Origin of the sequence: Albimonas pacifica (assembly GCF_900113695.1) — a bacterium.
GTDB lineage: Bacteria > Pseudomonadota > Alphaproteobacteria > Rhodobacterales > Rhodobacteraceae > Albimonas > Albimonas pacifica.
Genome location: NZ_FOQH01000004.1, coordinates 357,176 through 373,547 on the forward strand (window position 1 = coordinate 357,176; position 16,372 = coordinate 373,547).

Sequence of the window (16,372 nt, forward strand, 5' to 3'; positions counted from 1 at the left end):
TGACCGCTCGGTCAGGGACCATTGGACAAGCCCGGCGTCGGGCGTATGGTGCGGCGCCGCAGGGGCGGCCCCGCGGCCTTCCGCGCCGCCGCCCGCGAGACAGAACAAAACGGGAGAGACCAAGCCATGCCCAGAGACGCGCTTCCCAGGGAGATCGTGATCCTCTCCGGCGCCCGCACCGCCATCGGCACCTTCGGCGGCTCGCTGGCCGGCACGCCCCCGACCGAAACCGGCGCCCTGGTCGCGAAGACCGCGATGGAGCGGGCCGGGGTCGAGCCGGCGCAGATCGGCCACGTCGCCTACGGCCACGTGATCAACACCGAGCCGAAGGACATGTACCTCAGCCGCGTGTCGGCGATCGGCGCGGGCATCCCGGACTCGGTTCCGGCGATGAACGTGAACCGGCTCTGCGGCTCGGGCGCCCAGGCCATCGTCTCGGCGGCGCAGTCGCTGCTGCTGGGCGACGCCGACTTCGCCCTCGCCGGCGGCGCCGAGGCGATGTCGCGCGGCCCCTACATCCTGCCCGCCGCCCGCTTCGGCCAGAAGATGGGCGACATCAAGGGCATCGACATGATGGTCGGCGCGCTGAACGACCCGTTCGGCCACGGCCACATGGGCATCACCGCCGAGAACGTGGCGGCCGAGCACCAGATCTCCCGCGAGGAGATGGACGCCTTCGCGCTCGAGTCCCAGACCCGCGCCAAGGCCGCCATCGAGGCCGGCCGCTTCGACGAGCAGATCGTGCCGGTCGAGGTGAAGAAGGGCCGCGACATGGTCGCCTTCGCCACCGACGAGCATCCCCGGATGACCTCGGCCGAGGCGCTGGCGGGCCTGCGCCCGGCCTTCCGCAAGGACGGCATGGTCACCGCCGGCAACGCCTCGGGCATCAACGACGGCGCCGCCGCCCTGGTGCTGGCCGACGCCGAGGCCGCGCAGAAGGCCGGGCTGAAGCCCCGCGCCCGGATCCTGGGCTACGCCCACGCCGGCGTGCGCCCCGAGGTGATGGGCATCGGGCCAGTCCCCGCCGTCCAGACGCTGATGGAGCGCACCGGCCTGACCGTCGAGGATTTCGACGTGATCGAGTCGAACGAGGCCTTCGCCGCCCAGGCCTGCGCGGTGAACAAGGGCCTGGGGCTCGACCCGAAGAAGGTGAACCCCAACGGCGGCGCCATCGCCCTGGGCCACCCGGTCGGCGCCACCGGCGCGATCATCACCGTCAAGTGCCTCTACGAACTGGAGCGCATCGGCGGCCGCTACGGTCTGGTGACCATGTGCATCGGCGGCGGCCAGGGCATCGCGCTGGCGATCGAGCGGCTCTGAGCCCGGGCGGCCCCGGAGAGGGCGGTCCTGCGGCCGCCCGTCCGGGGCGGCCGTCAGGCGCAGGTCCGTTCCGGGGCGACCGTCATGCGCGAGTTCTTTCCCGGGCGACCGTCATGCGCTCGACGCATCCGTGACCATTTGCGGGCGGCGGTGGATGTTCCTCGCCGCTCCATTACATTTGTGGGCGTGGAATCGAGCGCCGCGGAACCGGCGCGCCTGAGTGAGGAGACCCGGCCATGGCCACCGCCCCGACCGACGACAAGTATGCGGAGCTCTCTAAGCAGATCGACGCGCTGCGCGCGGACCTGTCCAGGATCACCGAGACCATGGGCGACGTCGCCCGGATGGAGGTCGAGGACGCCAAGGGCCGCGTGAACGGCGCCGCCCGCGAGGCGCAGGCCCGCGGCCGCCGCGCCGCCCGCCGCGCCCGCGCCGAGGCCGAGCGCGACATCGAGGTCGCCCAGGACTACGTGCGCGAACGGCCCCTGACCGCCGTGGCCGGCGCCGCGGCCCTGGGCCTGGTGTTCGGCTTCCTGACCGCGCGCCGCTGACGCCGGCTGCAGGACGCCCGGGCGGAGAGGGGGAGACGATGAGGCCGAGACGCGCACCACCCGCCGCTGGCGGCATGAGCGGCATGATCCGCGGCCTGGGCGACCAGGTCGCGCTCGAGGCCGGCCGCGCGGCGAGCGTCGGCGCGGCCTCGGTGGTGGCGACGGCGAGCCCGCCGCTCGCCTTCGCCTTCTTCGCCGCGGGCGCCTGCATCTGCCTGACGGTCGCCGGCCTGATCTGGCTGGCGACGCTCTACGGCTGGGTCACGGCCCTGGCCATCGCCGGCGGCGTCTACGCCTTCGTCGCCGCGGCGATCTTCGCGGCCAACGGCTGGCGCCTGTCGGCGCCCACCATCCCGGCCGCGGCGGTGGCCCCGGTGGTGGCCGCCGCCGAGGCCCAGGGCATGGCCGAGGGCGCGGCAGGCCTGCCGCCCGGCGCGGCGCCCGCGCCGGGCCGGGGCGTGCCGCCGGACCCCGCGGTCTCTCAGTTCGAGCGGGACCTGGAGCTCGCGATGATGGCCGCCCACGCCTTCCGCGACGCCGCCGACATCGGCCGCACCCTGCGCGGCCCCGGCCGCCGCCGCCGCCGCCGCATCTGATCCGCAGGCGATCCGACGAGGGCGCCTCCGCCGACGGCGGGGGCGCCTTTCCGCGTCCCGCGCGCCCAGCCGGCGCGACGATCCCAAGGACAGCGCCGCCCGGACCGTCGCGCCGGCCGTCGCGCCGACCCCGCGCGCCGCGCGGGCCGGCGCTTCGCCGGGGCCTCTTCCCCTGGGGAAGCTGCGCGGTCCGCGGGCGCTCTCCGGGGCCTGCGCGCCGCCGCATCTCCGCCCGCCGACCTTCGCGCCGCTTGACTGTCCGCCCCGCCCGTCCGAAAGAGCGCACATGCCGTTGACCATCCCCAACCTGCTCACGCTCCTGCGCCTCTTCGCGGCGCCGGCCGTCGCGCTGGTCTTCGTCGTCCTGCCACGGCCCCTGGCGGACGCGGTCGCGGTGACGCTGTTCCTGGGCGCCTCGCTGACCGACTTCCTCGACGGCTGGATCGCCCGGCGCTGGAACCAGCAGAGCGAGTTCGGCCGCATGCTCGATCCCATCGCCGACAAGGCCATGGTGACCATCGCGCTGGCGGTGCTGATGATGCTGTTCGGCCTCGACCCCTGGCTTCTGGTCCCCGCCGCCGCCATCTTCCTGCGCGAGACCGCCGTCTCGGGCCTGCGCGAGCATCTGGCGGGGCGGGTGACGATCCACGTGACCCAGCTGGCGAAGTGGAAGACCACGGTGCAGATGATCGCCATCGGCGCGCTGTTCCTGGCGCCCTGGGGCGACTGGGCGCGCGTGGGGGGCCTGGCGCTGATCTGGCTCGCCGCGGCGCTGACGGTGATCACGGGCGTGGAATACTTCCGCAAGGCCCTCGCCAGCCCGACGATGAAGGAGGGAAGCTGATGCGGGTTCTCTATTTCGCCTGGCTGCGCGAGCGGATCGGCGCGGGCCGCGAGGAGGTCGAGACCTCCGCCCCCACCCTCGCCGCCCTGGTCGAGGAGCTGCGCGCCCGATCCGAGGGTCACGCGCTCGCCTTCGACGACCTGAGCGCGGTGCGCGCGGCGGTGGACCAGGAGGCGGCCGAGCTCGACGCCCCGCTGCGAAACGCCCGCGAGGTGGCCTTCTTCCCCCCTGTCACCGGCGGCTGAGATGGCCGCGCCGGTCCTGCACGTCTCGGTCCAGGAAGCGGATTTCGACGTCGCCGCCGAATGCGCCCGCCTGACCGAGGGCCGGGCCGACGTCGGCGCGCTGGTCACCTTCACCGGCCTGGTGCGCGACCGCGGCGGCGACGTCCCGGTCTCGGCGATGGAGCTCGAGCACTATCCCGGCATGACCGAGAAGGCCCTGACCGAGATCGCCGAGCAGGCCCTCGCCCGCTGGCCCCTGCAGGGCGCGGTGGTGATCCACCGCTACGGCCTGCTTCTGCCCGCCGACCGCATCGTGCTGGTCGCCACCGCCTCCCCCCACCGGCAGGCGGCCTTCGAGTCGGCCGAGTTCCTGATGGACTGGCTGAAGACGAGGGCCCCCTTCTGGAAGAAGGAGACGACCCCCGACGGCGCCCGCTGGGTCGACGCGCGCGAAAGCGACGACGCCGCCGCGGCCCGCTGGGGACGCGGCTGAGGATCGCCCCTTCACGGTCCCCCACACGGTTTCCTGCCTGCGCCGACGCTGGCGGCCCCGCGTGCCCCGGGCTTGACCCGGGGCCTCCTGCGGCCGGCGGCGAGCGGACCCGGCCCAACCCCGGCGCGCGCGTCGCCGCCGGCGCCCTCAGGCCCTGAGCGCAGCGGTCCGGGCGAGGACCGCCTCGGTCTCGGCGATCAGGCGCTCCAGGATCTCCGCGGCGGGCGGGAGGTCATGCAGCAGGCCGGTCGCCTCGCCGACGATGGGATTGGCGAGGGTGGCGTCGCCGGCGGCCGCGGCCTTTCCCCAGGCCTCGGCGACCTCGCCGGCCTGCGCCTTCAGGCCGGCGAGGTCGCCGTGCCAGCGGTCGGTGAAGGCGTTGCGGATCACGCGGATGTCGAAGCGGTCCGGCCAGTCGCGGCCGCGCACCACGTCCACCGTCCTGGTGCGCAGGGTGTCGTCGCCGGTCGCCTCCAGCGCGGCCTGCTTCAGGCCGGGGGCGGCGAGGGCTTCCTCGGAGGCCCAGAACCGCGTCCCGATCACCGCCCCGTCTGCGCCCAGCGACAGGGCCGCGGCGAGGCCCCGGCCGTCGGCGATCCCCCCCGCGGCGCAGAGCAGGACCTCCGGCGCGCGTCGCGCCAGCAGGTCGGCGACCTCGGGGACCAGGGTCATCGTGGCCCGCCGCTCGCCATGGCCGCCGGCCTCGGAGCCCTGGGCGACCAGGACCGAGGCGCCGGCGTCGAGCGCGGCTTTCGCGTCGGCCAGCGTCTGCACCTGGCAGATCAGGGGCACGCCCGCGGCCTCGATCGCCGGGGCGAAGGGCGCCGGGTCGCCGAAGGAGAGGAACAGGGCGCGCGGGGCGCGGGAGAGGGCGATCTCCAGCGCCTCGGGGTTCCGGGCGAGGCTCCAGGTGATGAAGCCGCAGCCGATCCCTTCGTTGCCGGCCTCGGCGAATTCGCGGGCGGTCCAGTCGGGGTCGGCGTAGCCGCCGCCGATCATGCCCAGCCCCCCGGCGCGGGAGACGGCGGCGGCGAGGCGCCCTCCCGCGGCCAGCGCCATGGGGGCGGAGATCACCGGGTGGCGAAGGCCGAACGCCTCGGTCAGGCGGGTGCGCAGCATGCGGGCCCCCTTGCGATCACATCCGGAACACGCCGAAGCGCGGGGCCTCGGGGATCGGGGCGTTGAGGGCGGCCGACAGCGACAGGGCCAGCGTGCGGCGGGTCTGGCGGGGGTCGACGATGCCGTCGTCCCACAGCCGCGCCGAGGCGTAGAGGGGGTGGGACTGCCGCTCGAACAGCTCGATGGTGGGGCGCTTGAACTCGGCCTCCTCCTCGGCCGACCAGGAGCCGCCCTTGCGCTCGATGCCCTCGCGGCGGACGGTGGCCAGCACGCCCGCGGCCTGCTCGCCGCCCATCACGGAGATGCGCGACGACGGCCAGCTCCACATGAAGCGGGGGGAGTAGGCGCGCCCGCACATGCCGTAGTTGCCGGCGCCGAAGCTGCCGCCGACGATCATGGTGACCTTGGGGACCTGGGTGGTGGAGACCGCGGTCACCAGCTTGGCGCCGTGGCGGGCGATGCCCTCGGCCTCGTATTTCTTGCCGACCATGAAGCCGGTGATGTTCTGCAGGAACACCAGCGGGATGCGGCGCTGGCTGCACAGCTCGACGAAATGCGCGCCCTTGGAGGCCGAATCCGAGAACAGGATGCCGTTGTTGGCGATGATGCCGACGGGGATCCCCTCGAGATGCGCGAAGCCGGTGACCAGCGAGGTGCCGAACCGCGGCTTGAACTCGTCGAAGCGGGAGCCGTCGATCACCCGCATGATCAGCTCGCGCACGTCCCAGGGCTGCTTCCAGTCGGTGGGCACGACGTCGAGGATTTCCTCGGGGTCGTAGGCGGGCGGCTCGGGCGTGCGCAGCTCCACCGTCGGGTGCTTGGGGCGGTTGAGGTTCGACACGATCCGGCGGGCGAGGGCCAGGGCGTGGGCGTCGCTCTCGGCCAGGTGGTCGGCCACGCCGGAGAGGCGGGTGTGCACGTCGCCGCCGCCCAGCTCCTCGGCGGTGACGACCTCGCCGGTGGCGGCCTTCACCAGGGGGGGGCCGGCGAGGAAAATCGTGCCCTGCTCGCGCACGATGATGGTCTCGTCCGACATCGCCGGCACATAGGCGCCGCCGGCGGTGCAGGAGCCGAGCACGGCGGCGATCTGGGGGATGCCCTTCGCGGACATCTGGGCCTGGTTGTAGAAGATGCGGCCGAAGTGCTCGCGATCCGGGAAGACCTCGTCCTGCTGGGGCAGGTTCGCGCCGCCGCTGTCGACCAGGTAGATGCAGGGCAGGTTGTTCTGCTCGGCGATCTCCTGGGCGCGGAGGTGCTTCTTCACCGTCATCGGGTAGTAGGTGCCGCCCTTCACGGTGGCGTCGTTGCACACCACCATGACCTCGCGCCCCTCGACCCGGCCGACGCCGGTGATGATCCCGGCGCAGGGGGAGGCGCCGTCGTACATCTCGTGCGCCGCGGTCATCCCGCATTCCAGGAACGGCGCGCCGGGGTCCAGCAGGCCCGCCACCCGGTCGCGCGGCAGCATCTTGCCGCGGCTTTCGTGGCGCTTGCGGGCGACCTCGCCGCCGCCGGCGAGCGCCGCCTGGGCGGCGGCCTTCACCACCTCGATGGCCGCCTCATGGGCGGCCCGGTTCGCCTTCGCCTCGTCGGAGGCCGGGGAGAGAGCGGAGGCGAGAACCGTCATCAGCTGTCCAATCCTGTCTGGGCGCGCAGCTGGATGGCGCGGCGCGCGAGGGTGCGCATCTCGCAGTCGGCCCGCGAGACCTCGCGGTAGGTGGAGCGGCCCCACAGCGCGGCGGCATAGGCGCATTCGGCCTGGGCGAAGCTCTCCCACGCCCGGTGGGCCTGGCGGAGCGCGTCGGCGGAGGCGGACTGGCGGTCGTCGCGCGCGTCCAGCGTCACGGTCGCGGCCAGCAGGTCGGGCCACCATTCGTCCACGGCGACCTGCCAGGCGGCGGTCTCGCGGCTGAGGCAGGCGATCTCGTGCTTCTCCTGCGCCTGGACGTCGTCGGCCGAGGGGCCGGCGTCGGTGCAGGGCAGGGCGATCAGACCGAGGCAGACCGACTCGGCCCTGGCGGTGCCGGACGCGAGCTGCGTCTCGACGCACTGGGTGAGGAACCGGGCGTCGTCCAGCTCGTCCGCCGCGGCGGCGGTCGGCGCGGACCAGGAGAGCAGCGCCGACAGCACGACGACGGCGGAGGCGGCGGCGGAAGCGAGGAGGTGAAGCGGCGCTCGGATCATGGCGGGCTCCTTTGTGACGCGGCGCGGGCGGGGCGCCAAGAGGGACGCGGAACAGGTTTCTACGGGGCGGGGGCGAGGGACGGGCGGGGATGGGGCGGCAAGGTGGCGGCGCGCGCCGCCCGCCGCGGCCCGCTCAGGGCGGCGCGCGCAGCCAGGCGCGGAACTCCAGCGCCCGCTCCGCCGTCTCCTCGAGCTGGCAGGAGGCGCCGTAAAGCGTTCGGATCGTGCCCATTCCGCCCTGGGCGTAGGCGTGCAGGCACTCGGCGTCGCGGAAGGCGATCCAGGCGCGCTGGGCGGCGAGCAGGCTGTCCGCCCGCGTCGGCAGGCCCGCCGCCTGCGGCGATTCGGCGGCGTCGGATTCGGCCGCGTCGGCCTTCAGCCGGGGCCAGAGGGCGTTGAGGAGCGAATCCCACGCCTCGGTCTCGGCGCCGAGGCAGCCGGCCATGCCGACCGTGGTCTGGCCGCCCGGCGCCTCCATGCAGGCGCCGGAGGTCCGGCCGATGCAGGCCTCCTCCCCCGCCCGGTCCGCGGCGGCGTCGAGGCAGCGCTCGATCTGCGCGCGCATCTCCGCGGCCGACGGCCCGGCCGCCTGCGCCGCGGCGGGGGCAGGGGCGGCGATCAGGGCGATCAGGGACGCGATCGCGAGGGAGGCGGCGCGGGGCATCGGGGCTCCGTTAATCTACATGATGATCTTGCCCCGAGTCGCATCGTCTCCGCAACGGCGACGATCGCGTCAAATCCCGAGGTAGAGCCGCAGCGGCATCCAGACGCCCATGGCGATCATCGCCAGGTTCTCGGTCAGCGAGACGAAGCCCAGCGGCACGTTCGAGCCGCCGCCCACGCAGGCGCATTTCAGCTCCCGCCGGTCGATGTAGACCGCCTTGAAGACCGAGACCGCGCCGATCAGGCCGATGACCAGCGCCACCGGGGCCGAGAGCCAGGTGAGCGTGCCTGCGACCATCAGAAGGCCGGCCCCCGTCTCGAGCCAGGGGTAGATGTAGCCGTAGCGGACCCAGCGCCGCGCCAGCAGGTCGTAGTTGAGGAACATGGTCGAGAAGGACTCGACGTCCTGCAGCTTCTGCAGGCCCAACAGGGTCATGGCGATGGCGACGAAGATCTCGACCGTGCGCAGGGCGACGATCTCGCCCAGCATCCAGCCGACGCCGACGGCCAGCAGGGCGGCCACGGCGAAGATCATCAGCACGGGGCGGTAGGTGGTCGCGTCCTCGTCCGGCAGCGGGTCGCCGAAATGGGCGCGCAGGTCGGAATAGCCGCCGATCCGCTCGCCGCCGATGAAGGTCTGGGGGGTGGTCTTCACGCCGTGCTTCGCCATGAAGGCGTCGACCTCGTCGCGGCGGGTCAGCAGGTGGTCGTCGACCTCGTATCCCTCGCGCTCCAGCAGGGCCTTGGACTTCAGGCCGAAGGGGCAGAGGTGGTCGGGCATCGCCATGCGGTGCAGTTCGGCGCGTTTCGCCGCGTCGGTCCGGGTCTCGTCGAAGGGCATGTCGGGCTCCTCTCGCGCGGTTCGCGAGGGCGCGGCGGAGCGCAGGGCTCTTCCGGCCGGGCCGGGCTCCGGCGCCGCGGCGCGCCCCCTTCCTGAAGGAAAGATGGGGCGATCGCGGCCCGCTTCGACCCCCCGCCCCCGACCTTCCACCCGCTGGAGCGTCGAGACGCCGCGTCCCCTCGCGCCGACGAGGGCGGGCGGGCGCCGCCCGGGCCGCCGGCGCCGCCGCGCCCTTGCGTCACGCGGTGGCCTTCAGCAACTCCCGCCCGCAGAGCATCCGCCGGATCTCGGAGGTGCCGGCCCCGATCTCCATCAGCTTGGCGTCCCGGAAGATCCGCGCCACGGGCGAGTCGTTGAGATAGCCCGCGCCCCCGAAGGCCTGCACCGCCTGCACCGCCTGCTGCATCGCCACCTCGGAGCAATAGAGCACGCAGGCCGCCGCATCCTGGCGGGTGACCTCGCCCCGGTCGCAGGCGCCGGCGACGGCGTAGAGGTAGGCGCGCGCGGTGTTCATGGCCGTGTACATGTCCGCGAGCTTGGCCTGCATCAGCTGATTCTCGCCGATCGGCCTGCCGAACTGCTCGCGCTCGTGGAGGTAGGGGACCACCTCGTCGAGCATCGCGTGCATCAGCCCGGTGCCGATGCCCGACAGCACCACGCGCTCGTAATCCAGCCCCGACATCAGCACGTTGACGCCGCGGCCCTCCTCGCGCAGGACGTTCTCGAAGGGGACTTCCACGTCCTCGAAGATCAGCTCGCCGGTGTTCGAGCCGCGCATGCCGAGCTTGTCGAAATGGGGCGAGGTCGAGAAGCCGGTCATCTCCTTCTCGATCAGGAACGCCGTCATGCCCCGGGCCCCCGCCTCGGGGTCGGTCTTGGCGTAGACCACCAGCACGTCGGCGTCCGGCCCGTTGGTGATCCAGTACTTGGTCCCGTTCAGCACGTAGCGGTCGTTGCGCTTCTCGGCGCGCAGCTTCATCGAGACCACGTCGGAGCCCGCCGTCGCCTCCGACATCGCCAGCGCGCCGACATGCTCGCCCGAGACCAGCCTGGGCAGGTATTTCGCCTTCTGCTCCTCCGACCCGTTGAGCTTGATCTGGTTGACGCAGAGGTTCGAGTGCGCCCCGTAGCTGAGGCTGACCGAGGCCGAGGCGCGCGCCACCTCCTCCACCGCCACGCAATGGGCGAGGTAGCCCATGCCGAGCCCGCCGTATTCCTCGGGCACGGTGATCCCCAGCAGACCGAGGTCGCCCATCTGCTTCCACAGCTGCGCGGGGAAGGCGTTGGAGCGGTCGATCTCGGCCGCGATCGGCTTGACCTGCTCCTGCGCCCAACGATGGGCGGCGTCGCGGATCGCCTCGATGTCCTCGCCGAGCGGGAATTTCAGGGTGGCGTGGAACATGGCGCGTCCTCCCTTGGCCGGTTCCGGGGCCACGGCTCCTGCGCGGCGCTCCGGGGGCCAAGTGGTATCCGACGGGCGGCGTCGCGCAAGGGGAGGCGGGGGCCTCGCGCGCCGTCTCCCCGGCCCGGAGGCGCCCTGCGGGCGGGCTCGGGCCTGCGGCGTCGGCCGCGCCTGGACGCCCGGCCGGAGCGCTCGCGACGCGAAACGGGCCCCGGAGCGGATCCGGGGCCCGTTCGATCGCCCGGGGGAGGCGGGGCCCGCGCCGCGGGCCCCGGGCCTCAGCGGCCGGTGCGCAGCAGGGTGATCTGCACCCGGCGGTTGCGCGGATCGTCGGCGGCGGCGTTCGCCGCCGGCTCGGTGTCGGCCTTGCCGGTGACGCGGGCCATGCGCTCGGCCTCGATCCCGGCCTCGGCCAGCGCCCGGCGGGAGACCTGGGCGCGGTCGGTCGACAGCTCCCAGTTGCCGTAGGACGCGCCGGCGGCGAAGGGGCTGGCGTCGGTGTGGCCGGTGATCGCGATCCGGTTGGTCACCAGGCGCGCCACCCCGCCCACCATCGCCAGCAGCGCCTCCATCTGCGGGGTCGGCTCGGCCGAGCCCGTGCGGAACAGCGGCTGGCCGTCGACGTCGAACAGCTCGATCACCAGGCCCTCGTCGGTGACGCGGGTCTTGATGTGCTGGAGCAGGGCGTCGGCGGCCTCGCTCTCGCCGGTCATGCCGCGGAACAGGTTGTCGAGCTCGGTCAGCTCCTGGGCCTGGCCCTCGTCGGCCTGGCGGTCCATCGAGCCGGTGTCGCCCTTGGCCTGCTCGTTGTCCATCGGCGTGTTGGCCGAGGCGCCGGTGCCGTTCTGGGACATCGTGCTCTCGGAGAACATCGAATCGCCCCCGAAGGCGCCGGTGCCCCCGCCCGAGATCTTGGCGATCGGCACGCGGGGGTCGAAATACTCCGCCAGGCCCGCCCTCTGCTCCTCGCTGGTGGCGTTGAGCAGCCACATCAGCAGGAAGAAGGCCATCATCGCGGTCACGAAGTCCGCGTAGGCCACCTTCCACGCGCCGCCGTGGTGGCCGTCGCCGCCCACCACCTTCTTGCGCTTCACGATCATCGCAGCGTCGGCCATGGCCTCGCTCCCTTGCATCCGGTTTCATCCACCCGGGATGCTGGATACGCCCTGGCCCTTGCGGCGTGGTTTCGGAACTAGGTTGCTCGAAAGTAACAGGGTTTCCACTTTGACAACGCCGCGGCCGCGGCGCGGGAGGACGGCGCGGCCCGCGCCTCTCCCGCGCGCGCGAAGATCCGGGGGACGCGCCCTGGCGGCGCGGCGGCCGCGCCGATCGCGGCTGCGTTCACGGCTTTCTAACTCTTCCCGCCGACTTTCCGCGTCGCCGGCCCTTCTGGTCGGTTCTGGCACACGGAGATTCTGGCCGCATGGACGCCGCCGCAGACAGCGCGATCCGCCGCAAGGTGGCCGGCAACCGGGTCGGCCGCGCGCCCTTCCGCGGGATCGAGGAGATCGGCGAGAACTTCGCCAAGCTCCTCGACGAGCGTCTGCGCGGCCTGATGCGCACCCTGACCTCGGCCATCGTCATCGACTGCGAGGTCAAGAAGCTCTCCTCGGTGCTGGAGGAGATCCCGGTCCCCGCGATGATCGCGGTGATCGACGTGAAGGGCTCGCAGAACTCGGCGCTGATGAACGTGGGGATGGATCTGATCTACCACGTGGTCGACCTGCGCATGGGCGGCGACCCGGCCGCCGCGCCGATGTCCGTGGCCCGCTCGGTCACCGCCATCGACTGCGCCCTGTGCGAGGAGTTCATCCGCCTGGCGCTCGAGGCGTTCGAGGCGGCGCTGCGGGTGCATCTCGGCCCCGGCATCCGGGCGGCGATGAAGCTCGACCATTTCGAGCAGCACGTGACCATGGTGCGCATCGCGCCCGAGCATTCCGACGTGCTGGTCCTGCGGCTCAGCCTCGACATGGGCGAGGCGGCGCGCTCGGGCGAGTTCGACCTGGTGCTGCCGCTGGCGGTGCTCGATTCCTACCGCGCCGCGGCGCCCGGCAAGCAGGCCGACAACCGCGCGCGCTCCGACATCTGGTCCCGGCACATGGCCAAGGCGGCCTCCGATTCGCCGGTGCGGCTGCGGGCGGTCCTGCACCGCCAGAAGCTGCGCCTGGCGGAGCTGGAGGACCTGGAGCCCGGGATGCTGCTCCCGATCCCGCGCGAATCGCGCGAGGCGGTGGAGCTGATCGTCGACGGCGACCCCGAGTCCGCGACCCTCGCGGTCGGCCGCCTCGGCGCGATCGACGGCGGCAAGGCCGTGAAGCTGACCCAGAGCCCCGACGCCGGCCTGATCGAGGGGCTGGAGCGGATGATGGCGATGGCGGAGGGCAAGGCGTGACCCGCCCCGCCCCCCCGCATGCCGCCCGGCATGCCCCGATTCGTCCCGCCGCGTGCGCCTGCCGCGCGGCCCCGTCGGTTTTCGTGGGAAGGAGCGATAGATGACCGCGAAACGCACGTCCGGCGGCAGGGCCGCCTCCGCCGAAGCGACGGAGGCCGAGCCCGGCCCGGACCTCGACCTGGCCGCGGAGGCGCCTGCCGAGGCGGCCGAAGACGCCCTCGCCGAGGACCTCTCCGCGGACGCCGCGGAGACGCTCGCAGCCGAGGACGAAGACGTCGGAGAGGCGGCGGAGAACGGGGACGCCCCCGCCCTCGCCGCCGCCGAAGCGGGCGACGCCGAGGGCGAGGATCCGTCCGCCGCGGGCGACGCCGACGCGCCGGCCGCGGACGACGCCGACGCGCCGGCCGCGGACGTCGCGGGCGAACCGATCCGCCTGCACCGCCGCGCGCGCCATGACGAGACGCAGGAGCTGCTGGACTGGCTGCTGGCCGCGCCGGCCGGGGCTCCGCTGACGCTCGACGCGTCGGAGGTCGACAACATCTCGACCCCCTACGTGCTCGCCATCGTCGCCGCCGCCCGCGCCCGCGCGGAGGCCGGCTCCCCCGCCGTCGTGACCAGCCCGTCCCCGGCCTTCGTGGACGCGTTTTCGGACCTCGGGCTCTTCGGAGACCTGATGAAGATGGAGATCCGCGCATGAGCCGCATTCTCGCCGTGGACGACACCCGTGCGCTCCTGAACATGCTCAAGGCCTGTCTGGAACGGGGCGGCCACGAGGTGTTCACCGCCAAGGACGGGGTCGAGGCGCTCGACAAGCTGCGCGAGCACCGGCCGGACCTGGTGATCACCGACCTCAACATGCCGAAGATGAACGGCCTCGAGTTCATCGCCGCCGCCCGGCGCGAGCCCGAGGGCCGGTCGCTCCCGATCCTGCTGCTGACCACCGAGACGGCGCAGGAGCTCAAGGACCGCGCGCGCGAGGTCAAGGCCACCGGCTGGCTGACCAAGCCCTTCGACCCCGACCAGATCCTGGGCCTCGTGGCCCGCCTGGCCTGACCCCGGCCGGCTCAGGAGAGCATCGAATGGACGATTCCGAAGACTATCTCGCGCTGTTCTTCACCGAATGCGGGGAGCTGCTGGGCGACCTGCAGGAGCAGCTCGACCGCCTGATGGACGGCGACCGCGACCCCGAGCTGGTGAACGCGGCCTTCCGCGCGGTGCATTCCGTGAAGGGCGGCGCCGCGGCCTTCGGCTTCGACGCCCTGATCGGCTTCGCCCACGTGTTCGAGACGGTGATGGACGGCCTGCGCTCCGGCCGTCTGGCGCTGAACTCGGAGGTGGTGAACCTGCTGATGCGCGCCGGCGACATCATGGAAGTGCTGATCGAGCAGGCCCGCGACGGCGCCCAGGTCGACGAGGGCGCCGTGGCCCGCGTCCGCCAGGAGCTGGAGGAGATGACCGGCCGCTCCCCCGCCGACGAGACCGACGACGACGGGCCCGCCCCCTCGGCCGGCGCCGCCCCGGCGCCCGCGCCCGCCGCGGCCGAGCCCGAGGCGCTCGAGCCGCGGGAGGTGGTGATCTCGCTGCGGCCGCACGACGATTTCGTCCACGCCGGCCATGACCCGCTGCGCATGATCCGCGCCGCGCGCGAGCTGGACCTGGTGGCCGCCGAGCCCTTCGGCGACCTGCCCCCCCTGTCCGACCTCACGCCCGAGGGCTGCCCGATCGGCTGGCGACTGCGCTTCGAGACCGACCGTCCCGTGGCCGAGCTGCGCGACTTCTTCATGGTCTACGAGCACATCGCCGACCTCGAGGTCGACGATCCCTGGATCGCCAATCCGCCCGCAGCCGCCCCTGCAGCCGCCGCGCCGGCCGAGACGCCCGCCTCCGGCCCCGCGCTGGAGGCCTTCGATGCGCCCCCCGCGGCCGCGGCGCCGCCTGCCGCCGCCTCGGGCGGCGGCGGAGGCGGCGCCGCGGCCGCCGGCGGCGAGGGCAAGGAAGGCGGCCGCCACGGCCCCTCCAAGACCCTGCGCGTCGAGCTGACCCGCATCGACCGCCTGGTGAACCTGGTCGGCGAGATCGTGATCACCCAGGCGGTGCTGGCCCAGAAGCTCTCCGAGACCGACGCCCACACGGCGCTGGAGGTCGGCCACTCGGTCGAGGCGATGTCGCGTCAGACGCGCGAGCTTCAGGAATCGGTGATGGCGATCCGCGCCCAGCCGGTGAAATCGGTGTTCTCGCGCATGCCTCGCGTGGTCCGCGACCTCGCCGAGAAGCTCAACAAGGAGGCCCGCCTGGTCCTCGCCGGCGAGCACACGGAGGTCGACACCACCGTGATCGAGGAGCTCGCCGAGCCCCTGACCCACATGCTGCGCAACTCGATGGACCACGGGCTGGAAAGCCCCGACGAGCGCGAGCAGCTGGGCAAGCCCCGCACCGGCACCATCCGGCTCGCCGCCGAGCATCGCGGCGAACGCGTGATCATCATCGTCGAGGACGACGGCCGCGGCGTGAACCGCGAGCGGGTGATGGAGAAGGCCGTCGAGAACGGCCTGATCGGGCCCGAGGACAACCTCCCCCCCGAGGAGATCGACCAGCTGATCTTCCACCCCGGCTTCTCGACCGCGAAGGAGATCAGCTCGGTCTCCGGCCGCGGGGTCGGCATGGACGTGGTGAAGAAGAAGATCCAGGCGCTGGGCGGGCGCATCCACATGCGCTCGGACCCCGGCAAGGGCACGCGCTTCCAGATCACCCTGCCGCTGACGCTGGCGGTGCTGGACGGGATGACCGTCTGCGTGGGCGACGAACGCTTCATCCTGCCGCTGAGCTCGGTGGTGGAGGCGCTGAGGATCGAGGGCGAGCGGGTCGAGATCCTGCCCGACCGCTCCCAGGTCCTCGCGCGCCGCGGCGAATATCTGCGTCTGATCTCGCTGCGCGACACGCTGGGCATCGGCGACGCCGCGAAGCGCGAGGAAATGGCGATCGTGGTCGACACCGAGACGCGGGGCCTCGTCGCCCTGCTGGTCGACGAGCTGATCGGCCAGCGGCAGGTGGTGCTCAAGAGCCTCGAGGCGAACTTCCAGCGGGTCGAGGGCGTCTCCGGCGCCACGATCCTGGGCGACGGACGGGTGGCGCTGATCCTCGACGTGCCGTCGCTGGTGTCCATGGGCGGGCTCGCGCGGGCCCCGATGCAGGAGATGATCCATTGAGCGACATGATGCAGACCCAGCCCGCCGCCAACGGCCTGGCCGGCCAGCTCGGCGCCCCCTCGCCGGAGGAGGCGCCGGCCGCGGGCGGACGGCTGAAGCAGTACGTCACGTTCCTGGTGGGCGACCGGGCCTACGGCGTCGACATCGTGCTGGTGCGCGAAATCAAGCAGTGGACCCCGACGACGGCCCTGCCCAACCAGCCCCACTACATGCGCGGCGTGCTCAACCTGCGCGGCACCATCGTGCCGGTGCACGACCTGCGCGCCCGCTTCGGCGGACCGCTGACCGAGGCGACCGAGACCCATGTGGTCGTCATCGTCTGGATCGGCGAGCAGACGGTCGGCGTGCTGGTGGACGCGGTCAGCGACATCATCAGCGTCGCCTCCGACGACATCCGCCCGGTCCCGCCTTCGGAGGCGGACCTGGACCAGTCGGCGATCAACGGCCTGGTGAACGCCGAATCCGGAATGGTGGCGCTGCTGGACCTGAAGTCGCTGTTCGGCGCCGTCCGCGGCATCGCCTGAGGCGCCCCGACCG

General features: G+C 73.0%; 18 protein-coding genes. 11 read left to right on the forward strand and 7 right to left on the reverse strand.

Going from position 1 to position 16,372, the window contains the following annotated elements; translation table 11 throughout:
* The first annotated feature begins 126 nt into the window (after window positions 1-126).
* From BM064_RS09995 to moaE, 6 genes are all read left to right on the forward strand, one after another.
* On the forward strand, window positions 127-1,320 hold the full coding sequence (locus BM064_RS09995; protein ID WP_092859616.1) for an acetyl-CoA C-acyltransferase family protein: 1,194 nt from the start codon (window positions 127-129) through the stop codon (window positions 1,318-1,320).
* A 236-nt stretch (window positions 1,321-1,556) separates the two neighbouring features.
* Window positions 1,557-1,871: a glycine zipper domain-containing protein gene (locus BM064_RS10000; RefSeq protein ID WP_092859617.1), complete on the forward strand. Its 315-nt coding sequence runs from the start codon at window positions 1,557-1,559 to the stop codon at window positions 1,869-1,871.
* A gap of 74 nt (window positions 1,872-1,945) precedes the next feature.
* Window positions 1,946-2,467 (forward strand): hypothetical protein, encoded by a 522-nt coding sequence (locus BM064_RS10005; RefSeq protein WP_092859618.1) that lies wholly within the window; start codon window positions 1,946-1,948, stop codon window positions 2,465-2,467.
* 286 nt (window positions 2,468-2,753) lie between these two features.
* Complete coding sequence (pgsA, locus tag BM064_RS10010) at window positions 2,754-3,311, forward strand: CDP-diacylglycerol--glycerol-3-phosphate 3-phosphatidyltransferase (protein WP_092859619.1); 558 nt, start codon at window positions 2,754-2,756, stop codon at window positions 3,309-3,311.
* Window positions 3,308-3,556, forward strand: a complete 249-nt coding sequence (moaD, locus tag BM064_RS10015) for a molybdopterin converting factor subunit 1 (RefSeq protein ID WP_177236214.1) — start codon at window positions 3,308-3,310, stop codon at window positions 3,554-3,556. Before pgsA ends, moaD begins: the two co-directional genes overlap by 4 nt.
* 1 nt (window position 3,557) lies before the next feature.
* Complete coding sequence (gene moaE, locus BM064_RS10020; protein WP_092859621.1) at window positions 3,558-4,028, forward strand: molybdopterin synthase catalytic subunit MoaE; 471 nt, start codon at window positions 3,558-3,560, stop codon at window positions 4,026-4,028.
* A gap of 147 nt (window positions 4,029-4,175) precedes the next feature.
* On the opposite strand, the gene BM064_RS10025 is transcribed toward moaE, so the two are convergent.
* The 7 genes from BM064_RS10025 to BM064_RS10055 all read right to left on the reverse strand — a co-directional run bounded on the left by BM064_RS10025 (window position 4,176) and on the right by BM064_RS10055 (window position 11,352).
* Window positions 4,176-5,147 carry an NAD(P)H-dependent flavin oxidoreductase gene (locus BM064_RS10025; RefSeq protein ID WP_092859622.1) on the reverse strand — a complete coding sequence of 324 codons (972 nt, stop codon included), beginning with the start codon at window positions 5,145-5,147 and terminating at the stop codon, window positions 4,176-4,178.
* Window positions 5,148-5,163: 16 nt separating this feature from the next.
* Entirely contained in the window at window positions 5,164-6,774 is a 1,611-nt protein-coding gene (locus BM064_RS10030; RefSeq protein ID WP_092859623.1) for a carboxyl transferase domain-containing protein, read from the reverse strand.
* A complete protein-coding gene (locus BM064_RS10035) occupies window positions 6,774-7,331 on the reverse strand; it encodes a lysozyme inhibitor LprI family protein (RefSeq protein WP_092859624.1) in 558 nt (185 codons plus the stop codon). Before BM064_RS10035 ends, BM064_RS10030 begins: the two co-directional genes overlap by 1 nt.
* Before the next feature lie 133 nt (window positions 7,332-7,464).
* Window positions 7,465-7,995 (reverse strand): lysozyme inhibitor LprI family protein, encoded by a 531-nt coding sequence (locus tag BM064_RS10040; RefSeq protein ID WP_092859625.1) that lies wholly within the window; start codon window positions 7,993-7,995, stop codon window positions 7,465-7,467.
* A gap of 69 nt (window positions 7,996-8,064) precedes the next feature.
* Entirely contained in the window at window positions 8,065-8,835 is a 771-nt protein-coding gene (locus tag BM064_RS10045; RefSeq protein ID WP_092859626.1) for a MauE/DoxX family redox-associated membrane protein, read from the reverse strand.
* A 238-nt stretch (window positions 8,836-9,073) separates the two neighbouring features.
* Entirely contained in the window at window positions 9,074-10,237 is a 1,164-nt protein-coding gene (locus BM064_RS10050) for an isovaleryl-CoA dehydrogenase (protein ID WP_092859627.1), read from the reverse strand.
* Between the two features lie 278 nt (window positions 10,238-10,515).
* Window positions 10,516-11,352 carry a flagellar motor protein MotB gene (locus BM064_RS10055; RefSeq protein ID WP_092859628.1) on the reverse strand — a complete coding sequence of 279 codons (837 nt, stop codon included), beginning with the start codon at window positions 11,350-11,352 and terminating at the stop codon, window positions 10,516-10,518.
* Between the two features lie 308 nt (window positions 11,353-11,660).
* Between BM064_RS10055 and BM064_RS10060 the strand changes: the two genes are divergently transcribed.
* From BM064_RS10060 to BM064_RS10080, 5 genes are all read left to right on the forward strand, one after another.
* The gene (locus tag BM064_RS10060; RefSeq protein ID WP_092859629.1) at window positions 11,661-12,629 is read left to right on the forward strand and encodes a flagellar motor switch protein FliM; all 969 of its coding nucleotides are present in this window, start codon (window positions 11,661-11,663) and stop codon (window positions 12,627-12,629) included.
* 100 nt (window positions 12,630-12,729) lie between these two features.
* Window positions 12,730-13,326 (forward strand): STAS domain-containing protein, encoded by a 597-nt coding sequence (locus tag BM064_RS10065; RefSeq protein WP_092859630.1) that lies wholly within the window; start codon window positions 12,730-12,732, stop codon window positions 13,324-13,326.
* The gene (locus BM064_RS10070; protein ID WP_092859631.1) at window positions 13,323-13,682 is read left to right on the forward strand and encodes a response regulator; all 360 of its coding nucleotides are present in this window, start codon (window positions 13,323-13,325) and stop codon (window positions 13,680-13,682) included. The genes BM064_RS10065 and BM064_RS10070 overlap by 4 nt, the downstream gene beginning before the upstream one ends.
* Before the next feature lie 26 nt (window positions 13,683-13,708).
* Window positions 13,709-15,835: a chemotaxis protein CheA gene (locus BM064_RS10075; RefSeq protein WP_092859632.1), complete on the forward strand. Its 2,127-nt coding sequence runs from the start codon at window positions 13,709-13,711 to the stop codon at window positions 15,833-15,835.
* Window positions 15,836-15,840: 5 nt separating this feature from the next.
* Window positions 15,841-16,359 carry a chemotaxis protein CheW gene (locus tag BM064_RS10080; RefSeq protein ID WP_245779127.1) on the forward strand — a complete coding sequence of 173 codons (519 nt, stop codon included), beginning with the start codon at window positions 15,841-15,843 and terminating at the stop codon, window positions 16,357-16,359.
* Window positions 16,360-16,372 lie beyond the last annotated feature (13 nt).

Excerpts from the sequence above, each read along its gene's own strand:
- BM064_RS10025 (WP_092859622.1), bottom strand. The coding sequence starts at position 5,147 with ATGCTGCGCACCCGCCTGACCGAGGCGTTCGGCCTTCGCCACCCGGTG.
- BM064_RS09995 (WP_092859616.1), top strand. The coding sequence starts at position 127 with ATGCCCAGAGACGCGCTTCCCAGGGAGATCGTGATCCTCTCCGGCGCC.
- pgsA (WP_092859619.1), top strand. The coding sequence starts at position 2,754 with ATGCCGTTGACCATCCCCAACCTGCTCACGCTCCTGCGCCTCTTCGCG.
- BM064_RS10035 (WP_092859624.1), bottom strand. The coding sequence starts at position 7,331 with ATGATCCGAGCGCCGCTTCACCTCCTCGCTTCCGCCGCCGCCTCCGCC.
- BM064_RS10050 (WP_092859627.1), bottom strand. The coding sequence starts at position 10,237 with ATGTTCCACGCCACCCTGAAATTCCCGCTCGGCGAGGACATCGAGGCG.
- BM064_RS10000 (WP_092859617.1), top strand. The coding sequence starts at position 1,557 with ATGGCCACCGCCCCGACCGACGACAAGTATGCGGAGCTCTCTAAGCAG.
- BM064_RS10055 (WP_092859628.1), bottom strand. The coding sequence starts at position 11,352 with ATGGCCGACGCTGCGATGATCGTGAAGCGCAAGAAGGTGGTGGGCGGC.
- BM064_RS10060 (WP_092859629.1), top strand. The coding sequence starts at position 11,661 with ATGGACGCCGCCGCAGACAGCGCGATCCGCCGCAAGGTGGCCGGCAAC.
- BM064_RS10030 (WP_092859623.1), bottom strand. The coding sequence starts at position 6,774 with ATGACGGTTCTCGCCTCCGCTCTCTCCCCGGCCTCCGACGAGGCGAAG.
- BM064_RS10070 (WP_092859631.1), top strand. The coding sequence starts at position 13,323 with ATGAGCCGCATTCTCGCCGTGGACGACACCCGTGCGCTCCTGAACATG.
- BM064_RS10080 (WP_245779127.1), top strand. The coding sequence starts at position 15,841 with ATGATGCAGACCCAGCCCGCCGCCAACGGCCTGGCCGGCCAGCTCGGC.
- BM064_RS10045 (WP_092859626.1), bottom strand. The coding sequence starts at position 8,835 with ATGCCCTTCGACGAGACCCGGACCGACGCGGCGAAACGCGCCGAACTG.
- BM064_RS10075 (WP_092859632.1), top strand. The coding sequence starts at position 13,709 with ATGGACGATTCCGAAGACTATCTCGCGCTGTTCTTCACCGAATGCGGG.
- BM064_RS10040 (WP_092859625.1), bottom strand. The coding sequence starts at position 7,995 with ATGCCCCGCGCCGCCTCCCTCGCGATCGCGTCCCTGATCGCCCTGATC.
- BM064_RS10065 (WP_092859630.1), top strand. The coding sequence starts at position 12,730 with ATGACCGCGAAACGCACGTCCGGCGGCAGGGCCGCCTCCGCCGAAGCG.
- BM064_RS10005 (WP_092859618.1), top strand. The coding sequence starts at position 1,946 with ATGAGCGGCATGATCCGCGGCCTGGGCGACCAGGTCGCGCTCGAGGCC.
- moaE (WP_092859621.1), top strand. The coding sequence starts at position 3,558 with ATGGCCGCGCCGGTCCTGCACGTCTCGGTCCAGGAAGCGGATTTCGAC.